This is a genomic window from Sorangium sp. So ce296 (assembly GCF_051529605.1).
Classification (GTDB): domain Bacteria; phylum Myxococcota_A; class Polyangia; order Polyangiales; family Polyangiaceae; genus Sorangium; species Sorangium cellulosum_D.
Genome location: NZ_CP150325.1, coordinates 3,435,297 through 3,461,818, shown reverse-complemented (window position 1 = coordinate 3,461,818; position 26,522 = coordinate 3,435,297). Strand labels below are relative to the sequence as shown.

The window sequence follows — 26,522 nt, the reverse complement described above, 5'->3', positions numbered from 1 at the left end:
GGGGTCACCGGCACTGGATGCGAGCGGCGTAGGGCTCGAGATGACCCGCCTCGTAGTCGAGCCAGGCGACATACCACTCTCCGGGCTTCGCGCCGGGGCTGATCGATGGCGCCGGCTGATCGCCGCTGACGCGGGCGAACTTCGTGGGCGCGCCGATGCCGTCGCGGTTGATCGATGCGGTCAGCATGCGGCCCTGCTCGAACCAGACGAGCTGGGCCTGACCGCTCGGCGCGATCGCGACCGACGGGCGCGCGCCGGTCTTCGAGAACCTCTTGCGCCAGAGCGGCTGCCCCTTGGCCGGATCGATGTACGCAGCCGACGCGCCCCCGATCGGCGCCTCGCCGTGCCAGACGACGAAACAGCCGGCCGCGCCGCACGCGAGCGAGGGGCTGTCGCTGCGGGCCCGGTCGCTGTTCACGAGCGACAGCTCGCCGAGGGCGCGGTCGGCGCGCTTGCCGGGCGCGGCCGGCGGGAGCCCCTTGTCGGCGCTCGCGAGCGGGAGGCGCATGTACTGGATGACCCGCATCGGATCGCGATCGAAGCGGAAGGCGAGGTGCATCACGTCGCTCGTCACCGCGATCGAGGGCAAGCGGACGCGCGGCTTCGACGGGCCCGTCGGGGTCACGTCCGTGAGCCGGATGATCTCGCCGACCGGATCGAGGTTCGGCGAGAGGCGGCGCATGAAGAGGTCCTCGGAGGAGGCGTTGTCCCCGTCGTCCGACCACGCGATCACGAACCCCTCGGGGGCGCGCGTGAGCGAGGGCCAGGAGTTCCCCCCGCGAGGGAAGCGGGCGACCATCATCGCGGGGCCGTCGATCCGGCCGCTGGCGTCGAGCCAGCGCACGTACACGCCGGCCTCGGGCCCTTTGCCGTCCCAGTACGTGAGCACCAGCCGATCGCCGGCGGTCGTCAGCTCGGGGCGACCGATGGCGCGGCCCTCGGGCGTCACGTCGAGCGCGGGGGACGACGGGCGCATCGCGCTGTCGAGCGCCGCCGTGTACGCGTGCTCGGTGCCCTCGTGCGAGTCCGTCCAGGTGATCACCGCGCCGCGCGGCCCGAGCGAGATCGAGGGCCGGCTGGCGCCGATGGCGCGGCCGCCCTCGCGCACGAGATCGTGCGTGCGCGGCCGGGCGAGCCCGGTGAGCTGGCACGGCGCCTTGCCGCTCGCGTCCTTCAGGGCGACCTGCACGTGCTCGATCAAGGTCCGAGGCACGGGGTGGTTGCCCTTCTCCTGAGCGTCCCTCAGCAGCCGGAGCGCGGCCTTGAGATCGCCGGCGGCGATCGACTCCTGCGCCTGCGCGACGAGCGGCGGCCACTGCAGGCCCGGCGGCTCGGGCTGGGCGTCGGCGCGCGCCGGCACGGCGGCCGCCGACGCGGAGGACGAAGGCGCGCTGACGACCGGCGGCGGCGCGGCGCTCGACGAGACGGGCGGCAGCGTCGTCGGCTTGAGGAACTGGCGGTAGCCCGCGTACGCGGCGCCCGCGGCGAGCACGAGCACGCCGAAGACGACGAGCGCGCGACCGGCCCCGCCGCGCCTCGGCGGCGAGCGCTGCGCGAGCGGATCGGACACCGAGGCCTCGCCCGAGCCCCCGGAGAACGTGATCTGCTGCCCCGCGCCCTGGCTCACGCGCCCGGCCGGCGTGCCGCCCGGTGAGCTCGAGAAGTCCAGCCCGGCGAACGGATCCAGCCCGCGCTCCGCCGGGCCCGAGGGGACGGTGCGCCGCGCTTCGTTGGGGGTCACACGGACGACCCCCGGCGGATCGAACGTCACGTCCGCTGGCGGGTCGCCGCCGGTCGGCAGGACCCCCGCCTGCGACGGCTCCGCGCCGCGCGGGGGCGTCGGCTGCGCGACGCCGAGCGCGATCGAGAGCTCGTCGGCGAACTCCTTCGCGGTCTGGAAGCGGCGATCGATCGAGCGGTCGAGCGCCTTCTCGAACCACACGGTGAAGCTCGGCGGCAGATCCGGGCGGAGCGCCGAGGGCTGCGGCAGCGGCGCGTTCGCGATCTGCGCGAACGTCATCGCGACGCCCTGCTCGGTCTGCCAGACGGTGCGGCCGGTGAGGCACTCGTAGGTGATGCAGCCGAGGGCCCAGAGGTCGGCGCGATGATCGACCGCCCCCTGCCCGCGCACCTGCTCCGGGCTCATGTACGCCGGCGTTCCGAAGACCGCGCCCTCGCGGGTGAGGCGCGCCTGCGCGTCGCCGCCGTCGACGGGCGCGTAGAACTTCGCGAGCCCGAAATCGAGGATCTTCGCGCAGAGCCGGCCCTCTTCGTCTTTCGTGAGGAAGATGTTCTCCGGCTTGAGGTCGCGGTGGACGATCGAGGCGGCGTGCGCCTTCGTGAGCCCTCGACACACCTGGGACACCACCGCGACGGTGGTCTCCGGATCGAGGTACCTGACCACGGTCATGCGCTCGTAGAGCGACTCGCCTTCCAGGAGCTCAAGCACGAGGAAGGGCCGCCCGTCGTCGAGCTTGCCGGAGTCGTAGACGTCGCAGATGAACGGGCTACGGATCGACGCGGCGGCTCGGGCCTCGCGGAGGAAGCGCTCGACCACAACGGCGGAGGTCGTCAGCTCCTGTGCGAGCACCTTGATCGCCACGCGCTTGCCGATGTCGATGTGCTCGGCCTCGTACACGGCGGCCATGCCGCCGCGCCCGATCTCGCGTGTGATGCGGTATTTTCCGGCGAGGACCGTGCCTACCGGGATCTTCGCTTTGTTCGGCAAAGCCATCAGGCAGGGCTGTCCCGCGACTGGATTCGCCAGCGGAGACTATTCGAGCCGGGTCGCAAGAACAATGGCGAGCGCGGGGGGACCCGTCCGGGAGGGGGGAGCCACCCCCTCGGGGCGCCGTGGAGGCGGGCTCTGCCATCGCCCGGACGGAGCCGGGGGGCGGCGCCGGCCCGGGGAAGGAGGAGGCGGACCCACCCCGGCGCCTGGGCGAGGGGGGCGGGCGCGCTCCCGCCCGGGGCCCCTCCTCGGGCTCCCCGGGGCGGGGCCCCGGGGCGGTGAAAAAAGTAAGCGGGCTCTGATTTCCGGAGGCCGGAACCACTTTTCTCACGCACGCGCAGTGCGCGAAACATTCCGGAAACATGAGCTTGGGTACACCAGCCTGGACCTCGGGTTGCTGCGCCAGCGCCCGGGGTGAAGGGTCGCCGATCCAGCTCTGCTGGATGGGCCCCTGAGTCGTTGACAAGCGTCGGGGCAATGCTCGGCAGGCCGGGCGGACCCCGTCACGGATCGGAGGCCGGGCGGCGCCCGGCACATCGACGGGAGGCCGCCGGCGGAGGCGTCCCCCCTTTACCGGCTCTGCTCCGGCGGGGCTTTTCGGGTGCTCGCCCGGGATTTTACCCTGGCGGGCACCCGGTCACCACAGGCGTGCGCAATGAAAAAGGTCGAGGCGATCATCAAGCCGTTCAAGCTCGACGAGGTCAAGGACGCCCTCGCCGAGGTCGGGATTCAGGGCATGACGGTGACCGAGGTAAAGGGCTTCGGTCGGACCGGCGGCAAGAAGGAGGTCTATCGAGGGTCGGCGTATGTCGTCGACTTCGTCCCGAAGGTGAAGGTCGACATCGTCGTGCCGGACAGCATGGTCGGCGACGTGATCGACGCCATCGAGAAGAGCGCCAAGACGGGTCGGATCGGCGACGGCAAGATCTTCGTCGTCCCCGTCGAGGAGGCCGTGCGGATCCGAACGGGGGAGCGCGGCGAGGACGCCATCTAGGCGAGCCGCGGGCAGAGCGTCACAGGGCATTCGCAGCGGGTCGCAGGCTCGACAACCCAGGCAGCCAACAGCGAGCACGAGCCAGCGCGCCGTAGAATCACATCCAGCGAGAGCAGCGAGTCAGCGAGGAAAGAGAAGATCATGAAGGCCAAAGATGTCGTCGCGTTTGCGAAGGAAAACGACGTAAAATTTGTCGATCTCAAGTTCATCGATCTGCCCGGCATCTGGCAGCACACGACCGTCCCGGTGTCCCGTCTGAACGAGGACATCTTCGAGGAGGGGATCGGCTTCGACGGCTCGTCGGTGCGCGGCTGGCAGCCGATCAACGCGAGCGACATGCTGATGACGCCCGATCCGACGACGGCGAAGCTCGACCCCTTCCACGCCCAGAAGACGCTCAGCCTGATCTGCAAGATCAGCGACCCCGTCACCGGCCAGCCCTACGGCCGCGACCCCCGTTACATCGCCCAGAAGGCGGAGAACCACCTCCGTCAGAGCGGCATCGCTGACACGACCTACTTCGGGCCCGAGGCCGAGTTCTTCGTCTTCGACTCGATCCGCTACGAGAGCTCGCCGCGCGGCGCCTTCTACGAGATCGACAGCGACGAGGCGGTCTGGAACACCGGCAAGGCCGGCCTGAACCTCGGCCACAAGATCCGGTCGAAGGAGGGCTACTTCCCCGTTCCGCCGACCGACACGCTCGCGGATCTGCGCGCGGACATGATGTCCACGCTGATCGAGACCGGCATCGCGGTCGAGGTCGGCCACCACGAGGTGGCGTCGGCCGGGCAGTGCGAGATCGGCATCAAGTTCTCGACGCTGACCACGATGGCCGACAACCTCATGTGGTTCAAGTACGTCATCAAGAACGTCGGCCGCAAGCACGGCAAGTCGGTGACGTTCATGCCGAAGCCGCTCTTCGGCGACAACGGCAGCGGCATGCACTGCCACCAGTCGCTCTGGAAGGAGGGCAAGCCGCTCTTCGCCGGCGACGGCTACGCCGGGCTGTCCGACACGGGCCTCTGGTACATCGGCGGCATCCTGAAGCACGCGAAGTCGATCGCGGCGCTCACCAACCCGACGACGAACAGCTACCGCCGGCTCGTCCCGGGCTACGAGGCGCCCGTGAACCTCGCGTACTCGAGCCGCAACCGCTCGGCGTCGATCCGCATCCCGCTGCCGCCCGGCAACAGCCCGAAGGGCCGCCGCATCGAGGTCCGCTTCCCGGACGCGAGCTGCAACCCGTACCTCGCCTTCGCGGCCATGATGATGGCCGGCCTCGACGGCATCCAGAACCGGATCGACCCGGGCGACCCGCTCGACAAGGACATCTACGCGCTCTCGCCCGAGGAGCTCAAGGAAGTGCCGCACATGCCGGGCTCGCTCGACGAGGCGCTCAGCTCCCTCGAGCGCGACCACGAGTTCCTCCTCCGCGGCGACGTCTTCACCCGCGACATCATCAAGACCTGGATCGACTACAAGCGCGAGCGCGAGGTCGACGCGATCCGGCTCCGCCCGGTCCCGCACGAGTTCTTCCTCTACTACGACGTCTGATCACCCCCGCCCGAGGGGCAGCGCAGGGTCCGGCGCACGGGAAACCGCGCTGCGACCCTCGCTGCCCGCGCTCTTCATCGCTCGCCGCCCCGTTCGTCGAGCGCCGGTGACGCGAGAGGCGCCGCGGCGCCTCGACATCCAGGCTTTTCCGTCCATCGCCGCGGCCCCTCGGGCCGCGAGGCCGGCTGCCGTCTCCGCGGGTCGCGAACTTTTGCTTCCGGCTGGACCGAGCGGCCCGCGGTACCGCTCGTCCATGCGCCGGGTTATCCTCCGGCCCGTCTCCGATGTGGGTCGGGGGTAAGGCATCCCCCTCCCGGAGCTTCCCCGGAGACACCTCGGCGTAGCAGTGAACCCCGGCGATCTCATCCAGTCTCGCTACCGGCTCGTGAAGCTCCTGGGCCGAGGCGCCAGCGGGTCGGTGTGGGCCGCGAAGAACGAGCTCATCGATCGCGACGTGGCGCTCAAGGTGATGCGCCCCGAGGTGGCCGAGGACGCCGTCGCGCTCCAGCGGTTCTTCAACGAGGCGAAGGCGAGCGGGCGCGTGCGGAGCCCCAGCATCGTCGAGATCCTCGACCTCGGTCAGGCCGAGGACGGCTCGCCGTTCCTCGTGTTCGAGCTGCTCGTCGGCGAGGGGCTCGACGAGTGGCTGCGCCGCGAGCACACGCTCGAGCCGGAGACGCTCGTCGAGATCTTCATCGGCCTCGCGCGGGCGCTCGACATGGCGCACCAGCAGGGGATCATCCACCGCGATCTCAAGCCCGCGAACATCTACGTGCACAGGAATCACCTGGGCGAGCTCGTGGGGAAGATCCTCGACTTCGGGATCAGCAAGGTGCTGGAGAGGGAGCACAACTTCTCGCTGACCCACACGGGCTGCGTCGTCGGATCGCCGGCGTACATGTCGCCGGAGCAGGCCGCGGGGCGCGAGGACCTCGACGGCCGCGCCGACATCTGGTCGCTGGGCGTCGTCATGTACGAGGCGCTGACAGGGACGCTCCCGCACCAGGCGCCGAACTACAACGCGCTCATGGTCCGCATCCTGAGCAAGGACTGCGATCCGATCGCCTCGCGCCGGCCTGGGCTACCGCCGCGCCTCTGCCACATCGTCGACGCCTGCCTCCGGCGCGAGCGCGACGAGCGGATCGCCTCGGCGGGCGTGCTCGCGAAGGAGCTCGAGGCCTTGCTCCGCGAGCTGCGCGCCGCGCGCTTCCGGGGGCGGCGGGGGCGGCGCGCCTCGGACGTCGTGCTGGGCGACACCCTCGCGCCGGAGAGCGCCGCGATGCGCGGCGGTGGCGCCGCCGGGACGCTGGGGCGGCTCGTGCAGCACGGCAGGCGGCTTCCCCCGGCGATGCTCGTCGCAGCGGGGCTCGGCGTCGTGTTCTGGGCGATGGTGCTCGTGCTCCTCGGCAGGTACTGGACCCGCTGAGCGGCGCCCTCGGCCGCGGCCCCCTGCCACCGCGAGCGGCGTGCTCCCGCGCGCGGGCCGGTGGACGGCGGCGAGCGGCCCGCGCGCGCCGGCGGCGGGCGTCGGGCGGCGTCTCGTGCAGCGAAGGGTCGCGCGCTCGACGTCAGAGGCGCGGCGCGCTCGTGCTCGCGGCGGGCGCGTGCGCGCGGCGGTCGCCCAGCGCGTCGCAGCGATGCGCGTGCGCATCGGGCGCGCGCGGCTCCGCCGGCCCGGGCGCAGGCGCGTCGCCATCGCCGAGCATGCCGCCGAACCACGCGCGAGGCCCGAGCCGCGCGAAGCTCGAGAGCAGCAGCGCGCCGAGCGCCGCCGCGCAGATCCACGCGACGGGGGCGTGCTCGCGGGCCGCGAGGCCGTGGAGCTCAGGGACCGCGGCGGCGGGGACGAGCGCGTTCGCGGCGAGGCCCATCGCGACGGAGAGGGCGACGCTGGCGAGCGCGAAGGCGGCGGCGGCGCGCGCGCCGAGCGACCGCTTCAGCGCGGCGAGCGCCGCGGCGCTGGTCGAGGGCCCCATCACGAGGAGCGCGAGCGCCGCGCCGACCGAGAGCCCCTTGTGGACCATCACCGCGGCGAGCGGCGTCGCGCCCTGCGCGCACACGTAGACGGGCGCCGCGATGAGGGCGCTCACCACGACGCCGGCCGGCGCGCCGAGCGCGCGCGCAGCGGCCGGCTCGAGCGTCGCCTCGAGCGCGGCGGCGAGCGCGAGGCCGACGACGTACCACGCGGCCACGCGGTCGAGCGCCGGACCAGCGGCCTCGGCGGCGGCGGCGCGGAGCCGCGCGCCCAGCGACGCGACGGCGCCCGCGACGGCGGGCGGCGCGCTGCTGCGCGGCGCCGCGCCGGGAGCGCCGGCCGCCCTGGCGACGAGGCGCGCGAGCAGCACGGCGAGGAGGGCGCTGCCCGCGATACGCGCCGCGGTGAACGGCAGGCCGAGCAGCTGCAGCGACATCAGCGCGCCGCCCACGTCGAGCGCCGGCGCGAGCGCGGCGAGGGAGACCATCGCGGCGACCGGAGGGCCGCCGCGCGGTCGTCCGGTCGCGCGATGCGGGACGAACGCGCGCAGGAGCCCCACCGCGGCGAGCCCCGCGAGCATCGCGGGCGCGGTCGCGACGAACAGCGAGCCCAGCGACCCGGCGATCGACGGCTCGGGCCCGTGCGCGTGCGTGAAGACGCTCTCCTCGCCGGGGAGCGCGAGCGCGGCGCAGAGCCCCGAGACGAAGGCGACGGCGCTCGCGGCCCGCGCCGTCTGGCTCCGGGGCGGCGCCTCGTGCGTGTGGACGACGAGCCGCAGGAGGACGCCGAGGCCGAGGGCGATGAACACCTCGAGCGACGCGTGCGGGAGGCCGTCCATGAGGCGCTGCCCGAGGAGGGCGCCGAGCAGCGTCAGCAACCCGAGGAGACCGAGGCGCAGGGCGAGCTGCCGCCACCCCCAGGCGGGCAGGAAGCGCGCCGCGAGCGAGAGCCCCTCGGGGAGCCGATGCACGAGCACGGCGCTCGCGATGAGCAGCCCGTCTGCGCCGCCGTCGGCCGCGGCCGCGGCCAGCGCGAGCCCGGCGCCGTCGAGCAGACCGTGGACGGCGAGCGCCGAGAACGCGATCTCCCGGCCCAGGACCTCGCCGGTGTCGCGCCGCCGGTGCTCCGCGAGCGAGAGCGCGACGTACCCGAGCGCCGTCCAGAGGACCGCCTGCGGCCCGATCTCCTCGACGGCGTGGGGGAGGTGGCGCGCGAGGACCAGGGTGGGGACGAGCCCGAGCGTCAGCCCGTCGAGCGCCGACGTCGGCAGCGCCCTGCGCCGGCCGAGCGCCACGAGGAGCGGCCCGGTGGCGAGGCCGACGATCGACAGGGCGACGACGAGCGCGAGCATGGGCGCTTGGCGCTATGCCCGAGCGACGGACCCCAATCAACATCAAATTGATGTTGCAATCGAGCTGCAAACAGCCGCCGCGCCCCCCGCGCGGCGGCGCCTTTTCGCGATCCTCGGGCTCGTCACGCGGCCCCGGCAGGCCTGAGCTCAGGGCTGCCGCGCGGCTCCGCTGGCTCCGGCTCGGACCGACGCGCGGCTCGGACCGACGCGCGGCTCGGAGCGGCCCGCGGCTCAGGCCGGCCCGCGGCTCAGGGCCGCCGCGCGAGCCCGCGCGCCCGGCTCAGGGCTGCACGCACCGGTCGCAGCGACCCTTGATCTGGATCTGGAGACCCTTGCGGCGCAGCGCGCGGGGCGCGCCGCGCGCCGCCTTGATCTCGATGCTCTCGTCGGGGAGGCAGAGCACATCTCCGCACGTGTCGCACATGAAGTGGGGGTGCTCGTCCTTCGCGTGCTCGCCGCTGCCCTCGCGCAGCTCGAACCGCCACAGGTGGTCGCCCATGTCGGTGCGGCGCACGAGCCCCGCATTCGTGAGATCGATCAGGTTCCGGTAGATGGTGGCGCGATCCCACCCCTTGGGAGCGAGCTCGGCCGCGAGCTCGGCGTGGCTCACGGGCGTCCGCGAGCGGCCGAGGCTCTGCAGCACGGCGATGCGCGGCGAGGTGGCTCGTAGGCCGGTCGCCCGGATCTGCTCGCGGAGCTGCTCCGCGGACTGACCTGCTTTCGTACGCGCCATGCGAGACATCTACCGTCGCCAGGACAGTACTGCAATCAGGATGCTCGGAGCTCACCGGACGCGCGCCCCGGGCCGGCCGCAGGGGCGAGTGAGATCGCCCGACCGCCGCGCGGCTCGCCCCGCCGCGCCCGTGCTCGGCGAGGCCGCCGCCGAGGGACCACCAGGCCGGCGACCGCGCCCTCTCCCGCCCCGCCGCGGCCGCGGGCGCGCGTGCGCCGCGCAGCCCGGGGCGAGCCGGCGCAGCGAGCGCGGCCGTAAGCCCGAGGTCGATGAAGATGGCAGATGGCGAGTTGGACAACCTTGTGGGGCCTCGATTCGAGCGTGGCTCAAACTGCACAGGCAAGGCGGATGTGCCGCGGCGCGGTGTTCCTCAGAAGGCTTTTCGAAACCTGGGTGAGCTCCCCGAGCCTGCTGCCGAATACGCAGAGGACATGGAACCGGCGGAGCCGCCATCGTCCCGGTCGTCGCGTCTGGTCTCGACTCGAGGGTCACTTCTGGAGAGCGCCGATCTCGGCGCGTGCTCCATAATGGAGCGATCGCTCCATGTTGGAGCAGCCGAGGTGTCGCTCTGCGCGTATCGTTGCGCCGCGTCATGGGAGGGTGCGCGCTCGACGGACCCTCTGGCGTTCGGCGAGATGACGCAAGACGACCAAGACGTGGAATCTCACCTTGTCGTCGTGCGTGAAATCAGCCCTTTTGGAATTGAACTGATTGTCATCGCGGATATATATTCCTGCTTCCTTTGCGGGGCCTGAACCAAGGAGAATGTCCATGCGAGCTCGGACGCGTGCGGAGGTACTTGCCTTAGTCTTGATCGCTGCCTTGAGTGCCGCCGCGTGCAACGGCGAGCCCGCCGCCCCGGCGGAGCAGGAAGCGCCGGCCGTCGTCGACGCCGAGCCCGAGCAGGTGGAGGCCGCGCCGGCTCCCCTCCGGCGCAGCTGCGCGACCGTCGAGCTGAGCGAGGCTGAGAGGGATGCGGTCGATCAGTTCGTCCGCAGCCGGGTGGCGGCCGGATTCACCGTGGAAGGGCCGGTCCAGATCCCCGTGCACTTCCACGTCATCAACAAGGGAACGGGTATACGGAACGGCGACGTGCCCGATTCCATGATCAACGACCAGATCAGGGTGCTCAACGAGGCGTACGCGACCACGCGCTTCAGCTTCGTTCTGGAGTCGGTCGACCGGACCACGAACGCGACCTGGTACACCATGTCGCTCGGCTCCACGGCCGAACGGCAAGCCAAGAGGGCGCTCCGTCAGGGTGGTCCGGACCACCTCAACCTCTACACCGCGAACCTGGGCGGCGGTCTACTCGGCTGGGCGACGTTCCCCTCGGACTACGCGGCGAAGCCGAGCGATGACGGCGTCGTCATCCTGTACTCCTCGTTGCCGGGCGGCAGCGCGGCCCCGTACAACGAGGGAGATACGGGCACGCACGAGGTCGGACACTGGCTCGGGCTCTACCACACCTTCCAGGGTGGCTGCAAAAAGACCAACGACGGGGTCGACGACACGCCGCCTGAGCGCAGCGCCTCGTATGGCTGCCCGATGGGCCGGGACACCTGCGGGGGCGGTGGTGTCGACCCGATCACAAACTTCATGGATTACACCGACGATTACTGCATGAACTCGTTCACTGCGGGTCAGGCTGCTCGCATGTCGGCGCTCTGGGACGCGTATCGTTGAACGGGAGATGATGTGGGAGCACAGCCGGCGAGCGGCGGAGAAGTCCGCCACTCGCCGGCTAGCGAGGCGCGATCGTCAGAGGACGATCACGCCTCGCCGGCCGGCGAGGCGCGATCGTCAGAGGACGATCACGCCGACTTGACCTGCGCCCGGCCCTCGAACCGCTGGCTCTCGGGGAGGACGCGGGGCGCGGGTTTCGCCTGGGGCGCGCTCTCGCCGTCGTCGCCCTGCGCGATGCGCTGCTGGCGGCGGGTGCCGGCCTGGACACCGAAGTAGACGCCGAGGAACGTCACGAGACCCCAGCCGAGCAGGCCGGCGGCGATGAGGCCGGTCTGGCGCGAGGCGTCGCTGCCGAGCTGGCTCATCTCCTCCATCGGCGCCGACAGCTTGCTCACCTCCTTCATCGGCTCGCGCAGCGTCGCGACCTGCTCCATCGGCTGCCGCAGCCCGGCGACGTCGCGCATCGGCGCGTTCAGGGCGGCGACGTCGCGCATCGGGGCGTTCAGGGCGGCGACGTCCTCGAGCGGGGCGCGGATGCCCGCGAGGCTCTCGTTCATCGCCGCGATCGTCGCCTTCATTTCGCTCAGCCGGTCCATCGACTGCTCGAGGCTCGCGGTCTGCCGCAGGCTCTGCTGCATCGCGTCCATCGAGCCCTTGAGCTCGGCCAACCGATCCATCGCCTCCTGCATCTCGGCGACCTTCTCCATCGGCTGGCGCAGCTCGGCCAGCCGATCGAGGCTCTGCTGCGAGTCCCGCAGCGTCCGATTCGAATCCTCGATCGTCGACCGCGTGCGCCTCATCTCCTCGGTGGTCGCCTGGATGGAGCGCGTGTTCGTGTCGACCATCGTCGCCATGCCGCAGCCCGTCGACGCGAGGACGAGCAGCGTCACCGGCGCAATCTGACGGATTCCCTTCCAATGCATATCCGATCGTTGATGCCTCGAAGGCGTCGCGTCAACGTGCATTTGACGCGGTGCGCTGGAATATGACATAGCCGTGTCCGGGGGGTGAGGCGCTGTGGGATGGTGCGCAGCGCGCTACACAGGTTTCGCGGCGCGCGGCGCGTCCTCGCACGCTGCTGTGAACTGTCGGTGTCGGTTCGGCGGACGTTGGCGCGCCGGGCGCCAGAAGCGGGATGAGGGAGAGGTCGAGCGCGCGGCCGCGATGCGCGCGGCGCCCCCCAGCGCCGCTGTCCGGAGCTTCAACGCGGGCGAGGGGCATCTCATGCCGGCGCGGCGAGCGTCAGGGGGCGCCCGGCGGCGGCCGCGGGGCGGGGGCGCTCACGGCGCCGGGCGGCGAGGGCGGGGCGCGCCGGCGCGGAGGACGAGCGCGGCCAGGGCCGCGAGCGCGGCCGCGGCGAGCCAGGCAGGCCGGCCGAAGGCCCGCGTCCCCGCCGCGAGGGCGCCGTCGACCCACGTGACGTCGAGCAGGGAGCCGCGCAGGCCCGCGCCCGCGAGCGCGGTGAAGCTCGCGTGGGCGGCGATCGGCGCGAGCACGCCGCGGCCGCGCAGGAAGAGCGCCGCGGCGAGCGCGCCGAGCGCCGCGGCGAGGGTGAAGCTCGACACGGTCGCGCCCGGCGCGAGCCCGAGGGCGGCGCCGTGCGCGAGGGCGGAGAAGGCGATCGCGTGGCGGGTCGAGATGCCGGCGCGCGCCGCGGTGGCGAACGGAATGCCGGTGAGCAGGAGCTCGTCGCGCACGGCGAGCGCGATCGCGCGCACCACGGCGAAGCCGAAGCTCGCCGAGGGCGCGCCAGCGTCGACGGCCGCCCAGCCGAGGAGCGCGGAGACGCCGAGCGTCAGCAGCACGGCCAGGGCGCCCACGGCCGCGCCGAGCCCGACGCGGCGGGCGAGGCGCGCGCGGCGGCCCGGGCCCTCCGGCTCCAGTGGGTCGATCCACGGCACGCCCGCCCGCGACGCGACGAGGTCCGCGACGACGGCGCCGGCGAGCGCCGCGGCGAGCGGGCTGGACGACAGGAGCGCGGAGACGAGCTGCAAGGCGGCGGCGAGGCCGACGAGCCAGGCCGCGCCGAGCGCGAGCTCGACCAGGCGACGGCGCTGCGGCTGGGCGCGGCCGGGCCGGGGGCGGCCTTGCTCCGCGGCGTTCAGTGGAGCGTGTGCCACTGGCCGTTGTGCTCCACCTTCGGGACGTCCGCGTCGCCGTCCCCGTCGCCGCGATGCCGGGCGCCCAGGGTCGCCACGAGCTGGGCCGTGGACGGGCGCGAGGACCGGTGGCGCATCTCCACCGCCTCGCGCGCCGCGCGGAGCCGCCGGCGCGGCGCCGGCGGCGGCAGCGACCTCCGGGCGCGGAGCCGCTGCACGGCCAGCTTGCCCGCCACGACCAGCGCGATCAGCAGCAGCGAGCCGGCCAGCACCGGGACGAAGCCGTAGCGACGCGCGACGTCGGCGCGCCACGCGAGCTCGAGCTCGCGGCCGGTGGAGGCGTACGCGACCTCGAGCGCGGCCGCGAGCGGGGCCCCGGCGCGCACCTCGTCGAGGGCGCGCGCGAAGCGCTGCCGGCGCTCGATGTCGACGAGGTAGCGGACGACGTCGGCCGCCTGCGCGAGCGCCAGGGAGCCGGCCGTGTCCCCGGCGTCCGAGAGGCTCGCCTCGAGCTCGTCGAGCGGGAGGAGGCGGCCCCGGAGCGCGGCGATGGAGAGCCGCTGCGCGCGACCGACGACGCCGTCGCCCGCGGCGTGCGCGGCGAACCCCTCGTGGAACCAGCGCGGGATCGGGGCGCCGCCCGTCGCCTCGTCGAGGGCCAGGTGCGCGAGCGCGTGGCGGAAGGCGCTCTCGAGATCGGGCGCGTCGACGCCGAGCCGCGGGGCGTCGCTCAGGACGGCGAGCCGCAGCGCGCCGAAGGAGACGGCGGTCGCCGGGCCCGCGACGCCGCCAGGGACGAGCCGGTCGAGCTCGGCGGGGGAGGCGGCGATCCGGACCTTCACCGGAGCGGCCAGCGCCTCGCGGCCGAGCAGGGCGCCGAGCTCGGCGCGGACGGCGTCGGCCCGGGAGAACAAGGGGCGGACGCGATCGCGGGTCGACGGGTGGTAGGCGAGCTCGATCCAGCCGAGATCCTGGGTGAGGTACTCCGGCGGGGGCGGCGGGACGGAGGGAGCGGCCGCGCCGCTCTCCGCCGCGGCGGGCGCGTCGTAGACGCGGGGCGCGGCGCTGGCGGCGCGCGAGGGCGCGGCGCCGAGCGCGAGGCACAGGAGCGCGGTGAGCCGCAGCCCCAACGCCGCCGAGCTGCGCCGGCCGGAGCGCGTCATGGAGCGATCCGACCCCGGAGGTGCACGGTCTCGCCGTCGCCGTCGCCCGTCTGGGCGAGCACGAGCACCACGATCCCGGTCGCGACCACGCCCGCGAGCGGACCCCAGAACCAGGGAGAGCTCCACATCGAGCGCTGCGCCGGCGCGCCCTGGCCGCCCGCCGGCGCCTTGGATGCCGTCAGGTCGACGCCCGCGCGAGGGCCCACGGGGCCGCGCTGCGGCGCCGCGTGGGCGGATGCGGGCGGCGCGGCGGCGCGATCGGCCGCGCGCTCGTCGCCGGCGAGCAGCGCGCGGACGGCCGCGCCCGCGCCGGGCCAGTCGAACGTCGCGTCGGCGGGGGCGGCCGCGCCGCCCGCAGTCGCGCCCGCGCCGCCCGCGGCGCGCTGGACCGTCGCGCCGAGCTCGAGCGGCGCGTAGCTCGCGCCCGCGACCCGGAGCACGCGGGCCACGGGGTGGCCGTGCGCCGTGGTCACCGCCACGACGAGCGCCGCGCCCGCGCCCGCGCCGAGCGACGCGAGCAGGCTGCGGGCGACCGGCTCGGACTCGGCGCGACCGGCGGAGCGGCGCACCTCGGCGAGCTCCTTCACGGCGGCCGGCGCGTCGGGCCGCGGAGGATCGCCGGTGAGCACCTGCGCGGCCGCCTCGTCGATGGGCGGGCGCAGCGCGGGGTCGCGGTAGATCGCGCGCGCGAGCGCGCGAGCGGCCTCGGCGCTCGCGTCGTCCACCGCCACGACGACGGCGCCGCGAAGGGCCGACCGGGGCGCGACGGCGCTCGGCGCGGCGCCCGACGGGACCTCCGCCGCGGCGGCGCCTCCGTCGCGCGGCGCCAGCGGCGCGGCGGCCCCGCCGCCAGGCGGAGCGTCGGCCAGCGCCGGCGCGGCCGCCAGGCCGAGCGCCATCGCGACGAGGCCCGGGGCAGCCGGCGGACAGCGGGACATGCGTTTACCGTACGGAGGCCGCGGGCGAGCGTCAAACGGCGCGCGGCGCGGCGTCACGTCACAGCCAGCCGTGCTCGCGGTACCAGGCGACCGCCCGGCGCGTCCCCTCCGCCCATCCCACCTGCGGCTCCCAGCCGAGCTCGCGGCGGGCGTCGCCCGAGTCGCAGACCCAGTGCGACGCGGCGAGCTCGTTCAGCTTGTCGCGCGTCAGCATCACGGGTTTGCCCGTGAGGCGGCCGAGCCCCTCGCTCGCGAGCGCGGCGCCCCGCACGAGCGAGAACGGCACGCCGAAGCGGACGAGCGCTCGCGCGCCGAGCGCCGCCTCGACGTGCGCCAGCATGTCGCGCCACACGTACACGCCGCCGTCGTCGATGAAGTAGGCCCGGCCGCTCGGCACGTCGGCCTCGAGCGCGCGGATGCACGCCGCGGCCGCGTCCGAGGCGTAGATGACGCTGAGCGTGTTCGTGCCGTCGCCGAGCATCGGGAGGAAGCGGCGCGCGACGCTCTGGAAGAACGCGAACGACTCCTGATCGCGCGGGCCGTAGATCATCGGGGGGCGCAGGACGACGACGGGCAGCGCGTCCTTCTCGGCCAGGACCAGCCGCTCGGCCTCGAGCTTCGAGCGCCCGTAGCGCGTCACCGGGGAGGGGCGCGCGTCGGCGGCGACGGGGCGCCCGTCGAGGCTCGGGCCGATGGCGGCGAGGCTCGAGACGAACACGAACCGCTTCATGGACGGCGCCGCCTTCGCGGCGTCGAGCATGTTCCGCGTGCCGCCGACGTTGACCCGGAAGAACTCCGCCTCGTCGCGCGCCTTGACCAGCCCGGCCGAGTGCACGATCGCGTCGACGCCCGGCGCGTCCAGGACCGCGCGGCGGACGCTCTCCGCGTCCTCGATGGCGCCGTACGCGAGCTCGACGCCGCGCAGCGACGACAGGAACTTCGTGCTCGACGAGCGCCGCACGAGGGCCACCACGCTGTGGCCCTTCTGCACGAGCTGCTCGGCGACGTGCGAGCCGAGGAACCCGCTCGCGCCCGTGACCAGCACCCTCATCGATCCGCTCCTCCCGCGCCCGCGCCCCTGTCGCTCACAGCGCCCGCTCGTAGATCCGGAATTTCTTGTAGAGCCGGCCGCCCATCAGCCGGATGCCCGCGTTGATGGCGGCGTTGTCCTCCAGCGTCCACCCGAGCTCCCCGCCCGTCATGCCGAGCAGCTGCGCCGCGCGGTTCATCTCGACGTACAGGAAGGCGCTGAGCCCGGCGTAGCGCCGTACGTTGCGCCACTTCTTGCGGATGCCGAGCACGACGAGGCGCCCGTTCTTGGGGCCGCGCACGCGCAGCCGCCACAGCAGCTTGAAGATCCCGGTCGGGAGGAGCTTGCCGTGGAAGTCCTTGATCAGGTCGTTGAGATCCGGCAGCCCGAGCGACACGGCCGCCGGCTCGCCGTCGATGAACGTGTACCTCGTGAGCTCGGGCATCAGGATGAGCCGCACGTCCTCCGCCCACTTGACGAGCTCCTTCTCGGTCATCGGGACGAAGCCCCAGTTGTCGCTCCAGGCGTCGTTGAAGACGTCCATGAGGATCCGGATATCGTGGAGAAGGTTCTTCGGATCGCCGCAGCGCGTGTGCACCTCCGGCATCGCCAGGATCTCGGCGTGGGCCTTCTGCGCCCGGGCGGGGATGTCGCCGACCTCGTAGCGCCACGCGTAGAGGTCCTTCACCTTCTCGAACCCCGCGCCCTCGATGAGCTGGCCCTGGTGCGGCCGGTGGTAGGGCATCATCAGCACCGCCGGGCGATCGAAGCCCTCGATGAGGCAGCCGATCTCCTCGTTGATCGAGAGCGAGTAGGGCCCCCGCATGCGCTTCATCCCGCGCGCGCGCAGCCAGCCCGCGGCCTCGGCGAGCAGCGCCTGCGCCGTCTCGGCGTCGTCGATGGTATCGAAGAAGCCGAACATGCCCGTCTCGTCGCGGTGGACCCGGAGGTGCTCGTGGTCGACCTGCGCGGTGATCCGCCCCGCCGGCCGGCCGTCCTTGTACGCCACCCAGGCCGTGCCCTCGGCGTGCTCGAAGAACGGGTTCTTCTTCTTGTCGAGCCGATCGGAGATGTCCAAGTCGAGCGGCCGGATATAGTTGGGCTCACCCTCGTAGACCGTGTCGACAACGTTGAGGAAGTCCTTGAGGACCTTCTTGTCGCCCTTCCGAAGCTCGCGGATCTCGATGGCCATACGGCGCAAGCCCGTACCTTCCGGGGCGCGGCGCCGCAAGGGGATCGCGCGGGCGCGGGCCGGCGCTGATCGCAGCGCGCGGCGCGCGCGGAGCCGGTAAGCTCTCGCGGAGGGCGGCTGTCCGGCCCCCCGGCAACTCAGGTGGACGCACCATGATGACCCCGAAGGAGTTCCAGAGGCAGTTCAAGCGGCTGCTGATGAGCCGCGTTGAAGGCATGGATTGGGAGGACAAGCTCGCCCGGGTCCGCCAGTACCTGCGGCAGCTCGAGGCGCGCCAGAGCCCGGAGGAAGAGTCGGCCGAGCTCTCGCCGTCGCTGGAGCTCATCCCGTTCGAGCCGGGCAAGCGGCCGGTCGACGAGGCGCTCTACCCGGGGCACGGGTGCAGCGAGCGCGTCGGCTGCATCAACACCTCGGGCGACCCGTCGGAGCTCGGCGACGAGGTGTGGCTGCTCTACCGGCTGCGCGACCTCTACGCGTTCGTCGCGCCGTTCGAGCGATCGTTCGAGGTGACCATGTCGGCGTGGTTCCTCCCGGCGAGCCCCGGCGACGGCGAGCCGTGCCCCGTGCCCGGCATCATCGACCTGCCGCTCAGCCCGCAGATGGTCTCGACGTCGTCCTACCCGGTCCCGATGCTCGAGCCCGCGCCGTGGAACTCGTTCCACCAGACGGTCTACGTCGCCACCATCGCCCCGGCGCGGCACCTCGTGCCGCACCCCCCGGGCGAGGACACGGGCGGCGGCTATCACTGGATCGACCTGCCCGAGTCCTTCCGGCGGCGCATCACCGACGGCGCCGATCCGTTCACCTTCGCGAGCCTGTTCCGGCAGCAGCTCCGGGTCGAGATCAAGCTCAGCGAGGCGGGCAGGACGGTCTCCTCCGAGTCGACGGACATCGAGATCTTCGACACCGGCCGGTTCGGCTCGCTCTACGCGCGCCTGCTCGACCGGCTCGTCAAGGCGGACACGGAGATCCAGCAGCGGGCGCTCGGGATCGACGAGCTCCACGTCGGCTATCACCCGTGGTTCCCCGTGCTCACCATCGGCATGGATAAGGCCCTCCTGTACCTGCGGGCCATCCATCAGGACCTCGAGCAGCACCGGCGCAACCTCCCGGACCCCCGGTGGCTCCTCCGGGTGGGGCTCTACCTCGAGCTGCTCACGTGCCTCGGCATCTTCGAGGCGGTGAAGGATCAGTACCCGGACATGCTGTCGCCCGGGGAGCGCGAGGCGTTCGAGCGCGGCGAGGCGTTCGCGCCCATCCGCGCCGCGGTCGACGTCGCGGCGTGGAAGCAGGTCTGGGAGCTGCGGCACATCGCGCCGCGCGCCGCCGGCTTCTTCGCGGCGGGCCCGGTGAGCCTGACGAACCTGATGCGCAAGCAGAAGGCCACGCTCGCCTTCCTGCACGCCCACCACGCCGACCTGCAGAAGGCGATCGAGCTCGCCGGCAACAACCTGTGGAACGCGCAGGAGACGTGGCACCGGGTGTTCCGCGACGCGGAGCGGGCGGTGCTCAAGAACAGCGTGCTCGCGTTCCCGGAGCTCGCGCACCTCGACCCGCGGTGGCGCGACTTCGCGCTCTGGCACCAGCGCGGCGACATGCGGCTGTTCGGGCTCAGCCTCATGCCCGAGGCGCTGACCGCGCTCTTCGGCGATCAGGACGGCATCTTCCCCGCCGCGTGCCGGCAGTACCGCAAGTCGATGAACGACGTGGCCCGCTGGGCCGCCGAGCGGAGCCTCATGGATTACACGGGCGACGAGTGCATCCCGCGGAACGCGAGCCTGCTCGAGGCGTACATGGAGAAGAACCCGTCGCTGCTCGCCGCGCTGCAGCGGCGCGACGGCTACGGGGCCGCGGCGTCGATCGAGCTCGACGAGCCGAGCAAGGCGCCGCGCGAGGCGACCGCCGAGGACATCATGACGCTGCTCCGGCGGACGCCGGTCTTCAAGCCGCTGCTCGATCGCGAGCTCCGCAAGCTCGCCACGAAGGTGCGCCGGATCGAGTACGGCCCGCTCGACCGGATCGTGCTGCAGGGGCAGCGGGACTCGTCGATGTTCGTGGTCGCGTCGGGCGCGGTCGAGGTCCTGGTGCGGCACCCGGACGGGCAGGACTCGACGGTGGCGGCGCTCGAGAAGGGCGCCGTGTTCGGCGAGTTCGCGCTGCTCACGGGCGAGGAGCGCACCGCGACGGTGCGCGCCGTCGACGAGGTGGTGCTCTACCAGATCACGAAGGAGGCGCTGCAGCCGATCATCGAGGCGCGCCCGCAGCTCGTGATCGAGCTCAGCCTGCTCATGGCCTCGCGCCAGGCCCACCTGCGCGACGCGGCCGAGCGCTACATCGAGGCCGAGGAGAAGGTGCGGAGCCTCGCCGGGCGCATCCGGCGGTTCGTCCTCGGCTGAGCGCGGGGCCGCTCGCGCCCCGGCCGGGCGAGCGGCCGCTCGCGAGCCGGCTTGGCGCGGGGCTCGAGCGCCCGGCGAGGCGATCGGCCCCTCGCGCCCGGCCCGGGGGCGCTCAGCCCTTCAGGAGCCACGCGAGGGCGTCGGCCTCCGCGGTGAAGAACGAGTACTCGGGCAGCCCCATGGCGGCCGACAGGCGGGAGATCTGCATCTTCGAGAGCGCGCTGTTCACGAGGTTCGCCGCCTTGCGCATGCCGTGCTCGACCGCGTACGCCATGGTCTGCTCGACATAGGGGCTCACGTCGGGCTTCTGCGGCGGGAAGTCCGCGATGTCGGCGAGCACGTACCAGGGCTTCCCGAGCGTGAGCAGCGTCGCGGCCTTCTGGCGGAAGTCGTCGAGGTACGCCTTGCCCTCGTCGATGTCCCAGAACCCCCACACCTTCACGTGGAGGACCCCCGTCGTCGTGTCGGCCCGGACGTGGAACCGCCGCTGCCCGGCGCGCTCGCGCCGCGACGTGGGATCGGACTTCCTCGACGGCTCGCCCGCGGAGGAGCTCGTCCGGCCCGGCGCCTCCGAGGGCCGCGGCCGGGTCTCCGGGGCCCTCGACGTGGGCGTCGGCGAGGGGGGCGAGAGCGGGGTGCGGCGCGACGGCGGCGTCTTCGACAGCTCGGGCACGGTGACGGTCGGCACGTCGGCGAAGCCCGCCGACTTGCCGGGCCGCGAGGGCTGCGTCGGGTCGGTGGGGCTCGGGTTCACGCTCGGGCTCGGGCGCGGCGACGGCGGATCGGGCAGGAGCACGACGCGAGACGCCCGCGGGAGCGGCACCTCGAGCGCGACGGCGAGCGCGCTCACCGCGGTGGACGCGCGGTCGAAGCGGTCCTCGGGCTTGAGCGCCGTGGCCTTGAAGAACCAGCCGTCGAACGCGCTCGGCAGCGTGATGGAGCGCCGGCGCGCCGCGCGAACGCTGGGCGACTCCATCGCCCCGCGCAGGAGCTCGGCCGCGAGCAGGTACGGCGACGGGATCGCCTCGGCCTCCTGGGACCAGTACGACTCGCCGACGAGGAGCGCGTACGCGACGTGCCCGAGCGCGTAGATGTCGGCGCGGGGGCCGACGTTGCGCTCGGCCCGGATCTGCTCGGGCGCCATGTACACGGGCGTGCCGAGCATCTGCCGGGTCAGCGTGGAGGCGTGGTGCTGCTCGATGACCTTGGCGATCCCGAAGTCGAGGATCTTCACGCACGGCGAGCCGTCGTCGCGGACCGTGACGAACAGGTTGTCCGGCTTGAGGTCGCGGTGGACGATGTTCGCCGCGTGCGTCTTGTCGAGCGCGAGCGCGGCCTGGAACAGGTAGATCGCGACCTCCTCGGGGGGGAGGGAGCCGCGCTTCTTGAGGAGGCTGCCGAGCTCCTCGCCGCGGAGCAGCTCCATGACGATGAACGGCGTGCCGGTCTCGTCGTCGACCCCGGCGTCCGAGGTCCGGACGATGTGGTCGCTCTCGATGATGCCGGTGATGCGGGCCTCGAGGGCGAAGCGGGCGCGCAGCTCCTCGCTGTCGAGGAGGCTGGGCAGCATCACCTTGAGCGCGCGGCGCGCCGCGGTGACGTCGTCCATCACCTCGTACACGGCGCCCATGCCGCCCGCCTTGATGACGCGCAGCACCTGATAGCGATCGCGAAACCGCGTATTCGGCTGCAGCAGACCGGGCGAGGAGCTCATCCTGCGGCCCTCGATTGAGACATGGTCTGGAACACGCTACCAGCGCCGCTTCCTGCGTCGCAAGGCGCACGGGTAGGGAACGTGCTCACCGCGGGATCGCGCCGCCGCCGGCCGCCTCGGCCTCGGCCCGAGCGGCGCGGTCGAGGAGCGGCTCCAGCGCGCTCCAGAGGGCGCGGACGTCCTGGAAGCGCTCCTCCGGGATGACGGCGAGCGCCCGGGCCACCCAGGCGTCCACCTCGGGCGGCAGATCCGGCCGGAAGGCGTGCAGGCTGGGACGTGGGCCGCGCGCGGCCGCGAGCAGGATGTCGACCCGGCTCGCCCCGGCGAAGGGCACGCGGCCCGCGAGCGCGCGGAAGATCACCGCGCCGAGCGAGTAGATGTCGATCCGGTGGTCGATCTCCTGGGGCCGGCCCTTCCAGACCTCGGGCGCGATGTAGCTCGGCGAGCCCGGGATCGCCCCCTCGCGGGTGAGGGGGTCGGCCTGCATCACCTTGACAAGCCCGAAATCAAGCAAACGCACGCATCCTCGGTTCGCTGCCCCGCGATCGGCCGGCGCGCCGCCGCCGGCGCCCGCAGCGCGGATCGGGTCGCCGGCCGGGGGGCTGCCATGAGCCGCGTGTCCTGGATTACCTTTGTGGCGAGGCGAGCGTGAAGAAGGCGGGCCGCTTGCGTCGATGTCGAGGACGAAGATGTTCGCCGGCTTCAGGTCGCGGTGGACGATGCCGCGGGCGTGCGCGGCGTCGAGCGTGTCGATGATCGGACGGAAGAGCTCGCGGAGCCGGGCGAGGGGGAGCCGCTGGTTGCGCGCCTCGAGCCGGCGCAGCGTCGTCTCGAGGTCGCTGCCCTTCAGGAACTCCATCACGATGTAGAGCGTGCCGTCGGGGGCCTCGCTGAAGGCGAAGACCTGCGTCGCGCTGGTGCCGGAGAGCGCGCCCATGGCGCTGGCCTCGCGCCGCATGCGGGCTTTCAGGGCGGGATCGCTGGAGAACTCGGGCCTCAGGTACTTGACTGCGACGTGCGTGCCGGCCTCTTGGTCCAGGGCGCGGTAGACGACGCCATGGCCTCCCTGGCCGACCACCTCGATCAGCTTGTACCGGCCGTCGATGACGTCGTCGATGTCGTGGTCCATCGGCAGGTCCTCGCTGTTCCGAGAGCGCTGCGCCAGCATGCCCGCGGAACGAGCTCAGGTTGTAGCCGCTCCGGCGCCCTGGCGGTAGGGACGGTTGGATGGGGCCCCAGGCCGGCCGGCCGCCGGGCGCGGGGAGGGAGGGCGCGCAGGGAGGGAGGGCGAGCCTGCTGAGGCGAGCGCGCCGTCGGGGAAATGCGACAGGGACATTGCGTGCGGGCTCAGGCATCATCCTAGGAGTCACGGAAATCACCTGATGATGCTTACAGTCGTTACGCCGAAGTGACGAACTTGGCTGTGTTGCTGGCTTGGTGATTCCGTGTAGAGTGGCGCCCATCGCGATATGAGATCCGTCCGACAGAACAGCGATCTTCCTCCGGTGAGCAGCGCGTTGCCGGTCGCGCTCGACGTGCAGCAGGCCAAGCCCGGCGCGCCCGATCCGGAGCTGGACGAGTCGTGGACGTATGAGGTCGCCCACCCCGACTCGCCGGCGGATCTCACGGCTGTGGTCGGGGAGAATCTCCGGCGGCTCCGCACGCGGCGCGGGCTCTCTCTGGAGCGGCTCTCGAAGGTCTCGGGCGTCAGCCGCGCCATGCTGGGACAGGTCGAGCTCGGCCGCAGCGCGCCCACGATCAACGTCGTGTGGAAGATCGCCCGTGCGCTCGGCGTGCCGTTCTCGGCGCTCGTCAGCAATCGCTCGTCCGGCGGGCCGATGCTGCTGCGCGGGGACCGCGCGAAGCGGCTGACCTCTCACGACGGAAAGTTCACGTCGCGCGCGCTCTTCCCGTTCGATGCGCCGAGAACGGTCGAGTTCTACGAGCTGCGCCTGGCCGCGCTGGGCATCGAGAATGCCGATCCGCATCCGCCCGGCACGATGGAAAACATCATCGTGAACCAGGGGACGGTCGAGATCAGCGTCGACGGACAGCGGTTCCTGCTCGCGACCGGCGATGCGCTCGTGTTTCAGGCGGACGTCCCGCACGTCTACCGCAACCCGGCGAACGTCGATTCGCTGATGTACCTGGTGATGACGTATTCGCTGTCGGCCCCCTGAGGGCGGGTCTCCCCCGGGGGGTGGAGGGGAGGACAAAAAAACGCCGGCGGTCGCCGGCGTTTTTTTTGCTGCAAGAAAGAAAGGCCTTGTGGCGGTGCTACTTGGTCATGGCGGACATGCCCATCATCATGGGCATCCCGCCGCACATCATCATCATCGGCATCCCGGACGACATCATCCGCGTCATGGCCTCGCAGCGCTCCTTGAGCATGTCCATGGACATGCCCTCGGCCGGCATCATCTTGCAGGTCATTCCGTCCTTCGTCATCTCACAGGACATCTTGCACATCATCGGCATGCCCATGCCCATCATGCTGGGCATCATGCCCATGCCCATCATGCTGGGCATCATCGGCATTCCCATGCCCATGCCCATGCCCATCATATTGGACATCATCGGCATGCCCATCATGGGCATCATCGGCATTCCCATGCCCATCATGCTGGGCATCATGCCCATGCCCATCATGCTGGGCATCATTGATGCGCCAGCGGCCATCTCCGGCGTCGCCATCATCGGGGTCATCGTCTGCGGCATCATGGGCATCTGCATCGCGGTGGTCATGGGGGGCCTTCCTGTCTTCGGCGCTGGTCGCAGCCGGGAGCCGTTCTAGCCGGCCTTCGTGCGCGAGCAACGCGTTCACACCGGCGCCCATCACTTTGCTCCAGTCTAGCGGAGGCGCCTCCACGGGCTTGGAGGCGCGGGCGTTTCGAGCGGACGAGCGTCCGCTATGGCGACGGGCCGCTCCTCCTGGGCTACGCTCGCGAGCTGCGTCCCGGCCAGACAGGGAGGGTACGGCGGGCACGACGGCCCGACGCGGGGCGAGCGGGACGCTGCGGGCGCGAGCTGGGCCGGGCGGCCTGCTCCAGCGCCGGTGCCCCCCACCTCCGCTTCGCCCGTCGCTGCGGCTGACACGGCGGCCACATCGGTTCATCCACTGCGCGCGCTCGGGTGCGTGACGGCGCCCTCTCGACGACAGTCGCGTTCTCCGAGACCGTGAGCGCCGTCGACGATCCGCATGAATCGCCTGCGCCTGTCGCGGTGTGCGCGCGCGAGCGACGGCAGTCGCTTGAGCCTGCCGCGAGCGGCTCCGACCGGTCCACCCGCCGCGAACCCGCCGGAACCGGAAGAAGCCCGCCCGGTGTTCGGCGGAGACGCCGCGCGAGGATGCCTTGCGGCGCGAGCCAGCGGGGCTCGTGTGCGCCTTGCTTCGCCCTTGACGGGCGTTGGAACTTGGGGCCTCATAAATCACCATGCGCCGCACTCCGTCTTCTCCGCCCCTTGTTCACGCCACCCGCGTGCTCGCCCTGGGTGCCCTCCTGGGCACCGCGTCGTGCGCTCAGGTCCTGAGCCTCGACGAGTTCCAGGACTGTGATGCGGACTCGTGCTCGGGAGTCGTTTGGGCGAAGAGCTTCGAGAGCCATGAGCTCGTCTTTGCCGAGAGCGTTCGGGTCGACTCGAAGGGGAACATCCTCCTCTCAGGGATCTTCCAAGGTACCACGGATTTCGGCGGCCCGCCGCTGGTATCGTCGCATAATGCTTTCTTTTTCGCCAAGTTGAAGCCGGACGGCAGCCATGTATTCAGTCGGGGGTTGTCGGTGGCTGACTCCGATGGTGCATTGGCATCGCGCCTTTCGGTGCTGCCTGACGATAGCCTCGTCTTGTCGGGCTCATACGCGGAAGCCATCGACTTCGGCTCCGGTGTTACCCTCACGGCGCCCACTGCCGGTGAGGATGGGTGCTTCGTGGCCAGATTCCTGTCCAGCAGCGAGCTGATCTGGAGCCACAACCTGTTCACGGGGACGGGGCGCCTCACTGTCATGGATTCATCGGCTACGCACGACGGTGACGTGGTACTGGTCGGCTTTTTCGACGGAGAAGTGCGCCTAGGTTCATCGACCCTGACGACCGCATCGAGGGATGCCTTCATTGTGAAATTGGACGGCGAGACAGGTGACGTGCGATGGAATCTTCATTTGGGAGGACCTGAAGCCACGATGACGACCATCGAGGCGATGGCGGTGGCCATAGATCGCGACGGTAACATCGTCGTTGGGGGCCGCTTCACGGGATTCACCGAGGTTGGCTTCGACGAGAGCTCCGCCTCGAGCCCATCGGGGGCCGGCTCCTTCCTGCTTAAGCTCTCACCCACCGGGAAGAGGGACTGGTCCGTTGTCATCCAAGGAGAGGGTGATGCCTGGTTGAAGGATATCGACGTTGATGCGCGAGGGGATGTCGTTGCGGCTGCGGCTTTCGCAGGAGCGATCGATGTAGCCACGCACGGGGTTAGGGGCGCCCAGCAGACCAGCGGACTGGCAGATTCGGACCTCCTGCTCGTGAAGCTGTCGTCCGCGGGAACCCACCTGTGGTCGCTAAAATTCGGGGACGATTTGCCTCAGTTCCATATCGATGCGGGCTTCCGCTACATGTCGCCTTTCGGGATTCACGTCGCCGCCGACGCCGCCGGAGACGTCGTGCTTGGTGCTGGGATTGCAAGCGCTGTCGACTTTGGGGGCGGGCCGCTCGGCGGGAGGCAGGATCGCGACTGGACGATCGCTAAGCTGAGCGCTGGCGGGGAGCATCTCTGGAGCAGGCGTTTCGGCGATGCCGCGGCAGGGCAAGGGATCGCCGGCATTGACACCGATCCAGCGACCAAGGCGCTCGTAGTCGTTGGAATCAACGATGGGGTACTGGATTTTGGCAATGAGATCAAGGCCGCGGTTGCCGGCGGCTTCAGCTCTGTTGTGGCGAAAGTCGACCTTCAGCGGGTCGGGAGATAGCTCGT

The 26,522-nt window shown here is 71.9% G+C and carries 20 protein-coding genes; 8 read left to right on the top strand and 12 right to left on the bottom strand.

Annotation, left to right across the window (positions count from 1 at the left end; all coding sequences use genetic code 11):
* Positions 1-4: 4 nt before the first annotated feature.
* Positions 5-2,734 (bottom strand): serine/threonine protein kinase, encoded by a 2,730-nt coding sequence (locus tag WME98_RS12970; protein WP_437333625.1) that lies wholly within the window; start codon positions 2,732-2,734, stop codon positions 5-7.
* A 652-nt stretch (positions 2,735-3,386) separates the two neighbouring features.
* On the opposite strand from WME98_RS12970, the gene WME98_RS12965 reads away from it, so the two are divergent.
* The 3 genes from WME98_RS12965 (at position 3,387) to WME98_RS12955 (ending at position 6,705) form a co-directional block, all read left to right on the top strand.
* Positions 3,387-3,725 carry a P-II family nitrogen regulator gene (locus WME98_RS12965; RefSeq protein ID WP_020740275.1) on the top strand — a complete coding sequence of 113 codons (339 nt, stop codon included), beginning with the start codon at positions 3,387-3,389 and terminating at the stop codon, positions 3,723-3,725.
* 141 nt (positions 3,726-3,866) lie between these two features.
* Positions 3,867-5,279: a type I glutamate--ammonia ligase gene (glnA, locus tag WME98_RS12960; protein ID WP_437333624.1), complete on the top strand. Its 1,413-nt coding sequence runs from the start codon at positions 3,867-3,869 to the stop codon at positions 5,277-5,279.
* Between the two features lie 346 nt (positions 5,280-5,625).
* Entirely contained in the window at positions 5,626-6,705 is a 1,080-nt protein-coding gene (locus tag WME98_RS12955; RefSeq protein ID WP_437951613.1) for a serine/threonine-protein kinase, read from the top strand.
* Positions 6,706-6,847: 142 nt separating this feature from the next.
* Here WME98_RS12955 and WME98_RS12950 read toward each other — a convergent pair whose 3' ends face one another.
* Positions 6,848-8,605, bottom strand: coding sequence for a permease (locus WME98_RS12950; RefSeq protein ID WP_437951612.1), 1,758 nt, complete (start codon positions 8,603-8,605; stop codon positions 6,848-6,850).
* A 280-nt stretch (positions 8,606-8,885) separates the two neighbouring features.
* Positions 8,886-9,338: a Fur family transcriptional regulator gene (locus WME98_RS12945; RefSeq protein ID WP_020740272.1), complete on the bottom strand. Its 453-nt coding sequence runs from the start codon at positions 9,336-9,338 to the stop codon at positions 8,886-8,888.
* Between the two features lie 269 nt (positions 9,339-9,607).
* Here WME98_RS12945 and WME98_RS12940 point away from each other — a divergent pair, with 269 nt between their 5' ends.
* Together WME98_RS12940 and WME98_RS12935 are read left to right on the top strand one after the other, a co-directional pair.
* Positions 9,608-10,093 carry a hypothetical protein gene (locus tag WME98_RS12940; protein ID WP_437951611.1) on the top strand — a complete coding sequence of 162 codons (486 nt, stop codon included), beginning with the start codon at positions 9,608-9,610 and terminating at the stop codon, positions 10,091-10,093.
* 67 nt (positions 10,094-10,160) lie between these two features.
* On the top strand, positions 10,161-11,024 hold the full coding sequence (locus WME98_RS12935) for a zinc metalloprotease (RefSeq protein WP_437951610.1): 864 nt from the start codon (positions 10,161-10,163) through the stop codon (positions 11,022-11,024).
* A 128-nt stretch (positions 11,025-11,152) separates the two neighbouring features.
* On the opposite strand, the gene WME98_RS12930 is transcribed toward WME98_RS12935, so the two are convergent.
* From WME98_RS12930 to WME98_RS12905, 6 genes are all read right to left on the bottom strand, one after another.
* Positions 11,153-11,947, bottom strand: a complete 795-nt coding sequence (locus tag WME98_RS12930) for a hypothetical protein (protein ID WP_437951609.1) — start codon at positions 11,945-11,947, stop codon at positions 11,153-11,155.
* A gap of 357 nt (positions 11,948-12,304) precedes the next feature.
* Entirely contained in the window at positions 12,305-13,144 is an 840-nt protein-coding gene (locus WME98_RS12925) for a CPBP family glutamic-type intramembrane protease (RefSeq protein ID WP_437951608.1), read from the bottom strand.
* Positions 13,126-14,286: a peptidase MA family metallohydrolase gene (locus WME98_RS12920; protein ID WP_437951607.1), complete on the bottom strand. Its 1,161-nt coding sequence runs from the start codon at positions 14,284-14,286 to the stop codon at positions 13,126-13,128. The genes WME98_RS12925 and WME98_RS12920 overlap by 19 nt, the downstream gene beginning before the upstream one ends.
* Positions 14,283-15,224, bottom strand: a complete 942-nt coding sequence (locus WME98_RS12915; protein WP_437951606.1) for a hypothetical protein — start codon at positions 15,222-15,224, stop codon at positions 14,283-14,285. Before WME98_RS12915 ends, WME98_RS12920 begins: the two co-directional genes overlap by 4 nt.
* Positions 15,225-15,282: 58 nt before the next feature.
* Positions 15,283-16,275, bottom strand: coding sequence for an NAD-dependent epimerase/dehydratase family protein (locus tag WME98_RS12910; RefSeq protein WP_437333616.1), 993 nt, complete (start codon positions 16,273-16,275; stop codon positions 15,283-15,285).
* A 34-nt stretch (positions 16,276-16,309) separates the two neighbouring features.
* Positions 16,310-17,446, bottom strand: coding sequence for a hypothetical protein (locus tag WME98_RS12905; RefSeq protein WP_437951605.1), 1,137 nt, complete (start codon positions 17,444-17,446; stop codon positions 16,310-16,312).
* Positions 17,447-17,598: 152 nt separating this feature from the next.
* Here WME98_RS12905 and WME98_RS12900 point away from each other — a divergent pair, with 152 nt between their 5' ends.
* Positions 17,599-19,842, top strand: coding sequence for a cyclic nucleotide-binding domain-containing protein (locus WME98_RS12900; RefSeq protein ID WP_437951604.1), 2,244 nt, complete (start codon positions 17,599-17,601; stop codon positions 19,840-19,842).
* A 112-nt stretch (positions 19,843-19,954) separates the two neighbouring features.
* On the opposite strand, the gene WME98_RS12895 is transcribed toward WME98_RS12900, so the two are convergent.
* Both WME98_RS12895 and WME98_RS12890 read right to left on the bottom strand, forming a co-directional pair.
* A complete protein-coding gene (locus WME98_RS12895) occupies positions 19,955-21,556 on the bottom strand; it encodes a serine/threonine-protein kinase (RefSeq protein ID WP_437951603.1) in 1,602 nt (533 codons plus the stop codon).
* 85 nt (positions 21,557-21,641) lie between these two features.
* Entirely contained in the window at positions 21,642-22,685 is a 1,044-nt protein-coding gene (locus WME98_RS12890) for a serine/threonine-protein kinase (protein WP_437951602.1), read from the bottom strand.
* Positions 22,686-23,025: 340 nt separating this feature from the next.
* Between WME98_RS12890 and WME98_RS12885 the strand changes: the two genes are divergently transcribed.
* Positions 23,026-23,736, top strand: coding sequence for a helix-turn-helix domain-containing protein (locus WME98_RS12885; RefSeq protein WP_437951601.1), 711 nt, complete (start codon positions 23,026-23,028; stop codon positions 23,734-23,736).
* Between the two features lie 97 nt (positions 23,737-23,833).
* On the opposite strand, the gene WME98_RS12880 is transcribed toward WME98_RS12885, so the two are convergent.
* On the bottom strand, positions 23,834-24,301 hold the full coding sequence (locus tag WME98_RS12880) for a hypothetical protein (RefSeq protein WP_437951600.1): 468 nt from the start codon (positions 24,299-24,301) through the stop codon (positions 23,834-23,836).
* A 734-nt stretch (positions 24,302-25,035) separates the two neighbouring features.
* Between WME98_RS12880 and WME98_RS12875 the strand changes: the two genes are divergently transcribed.
* A complete protein-coding gene (locus WME98_RS12875; protein ID WP_437951599.1) occupies positions 25,036-26,517 on the top strand; it encodes a hypothetical protein in 1,482 nt (493 codons plus the stop codon).
* The last annotated feature ends 5 nt before the right edge of the window (positions 26,518-26,522 follow it).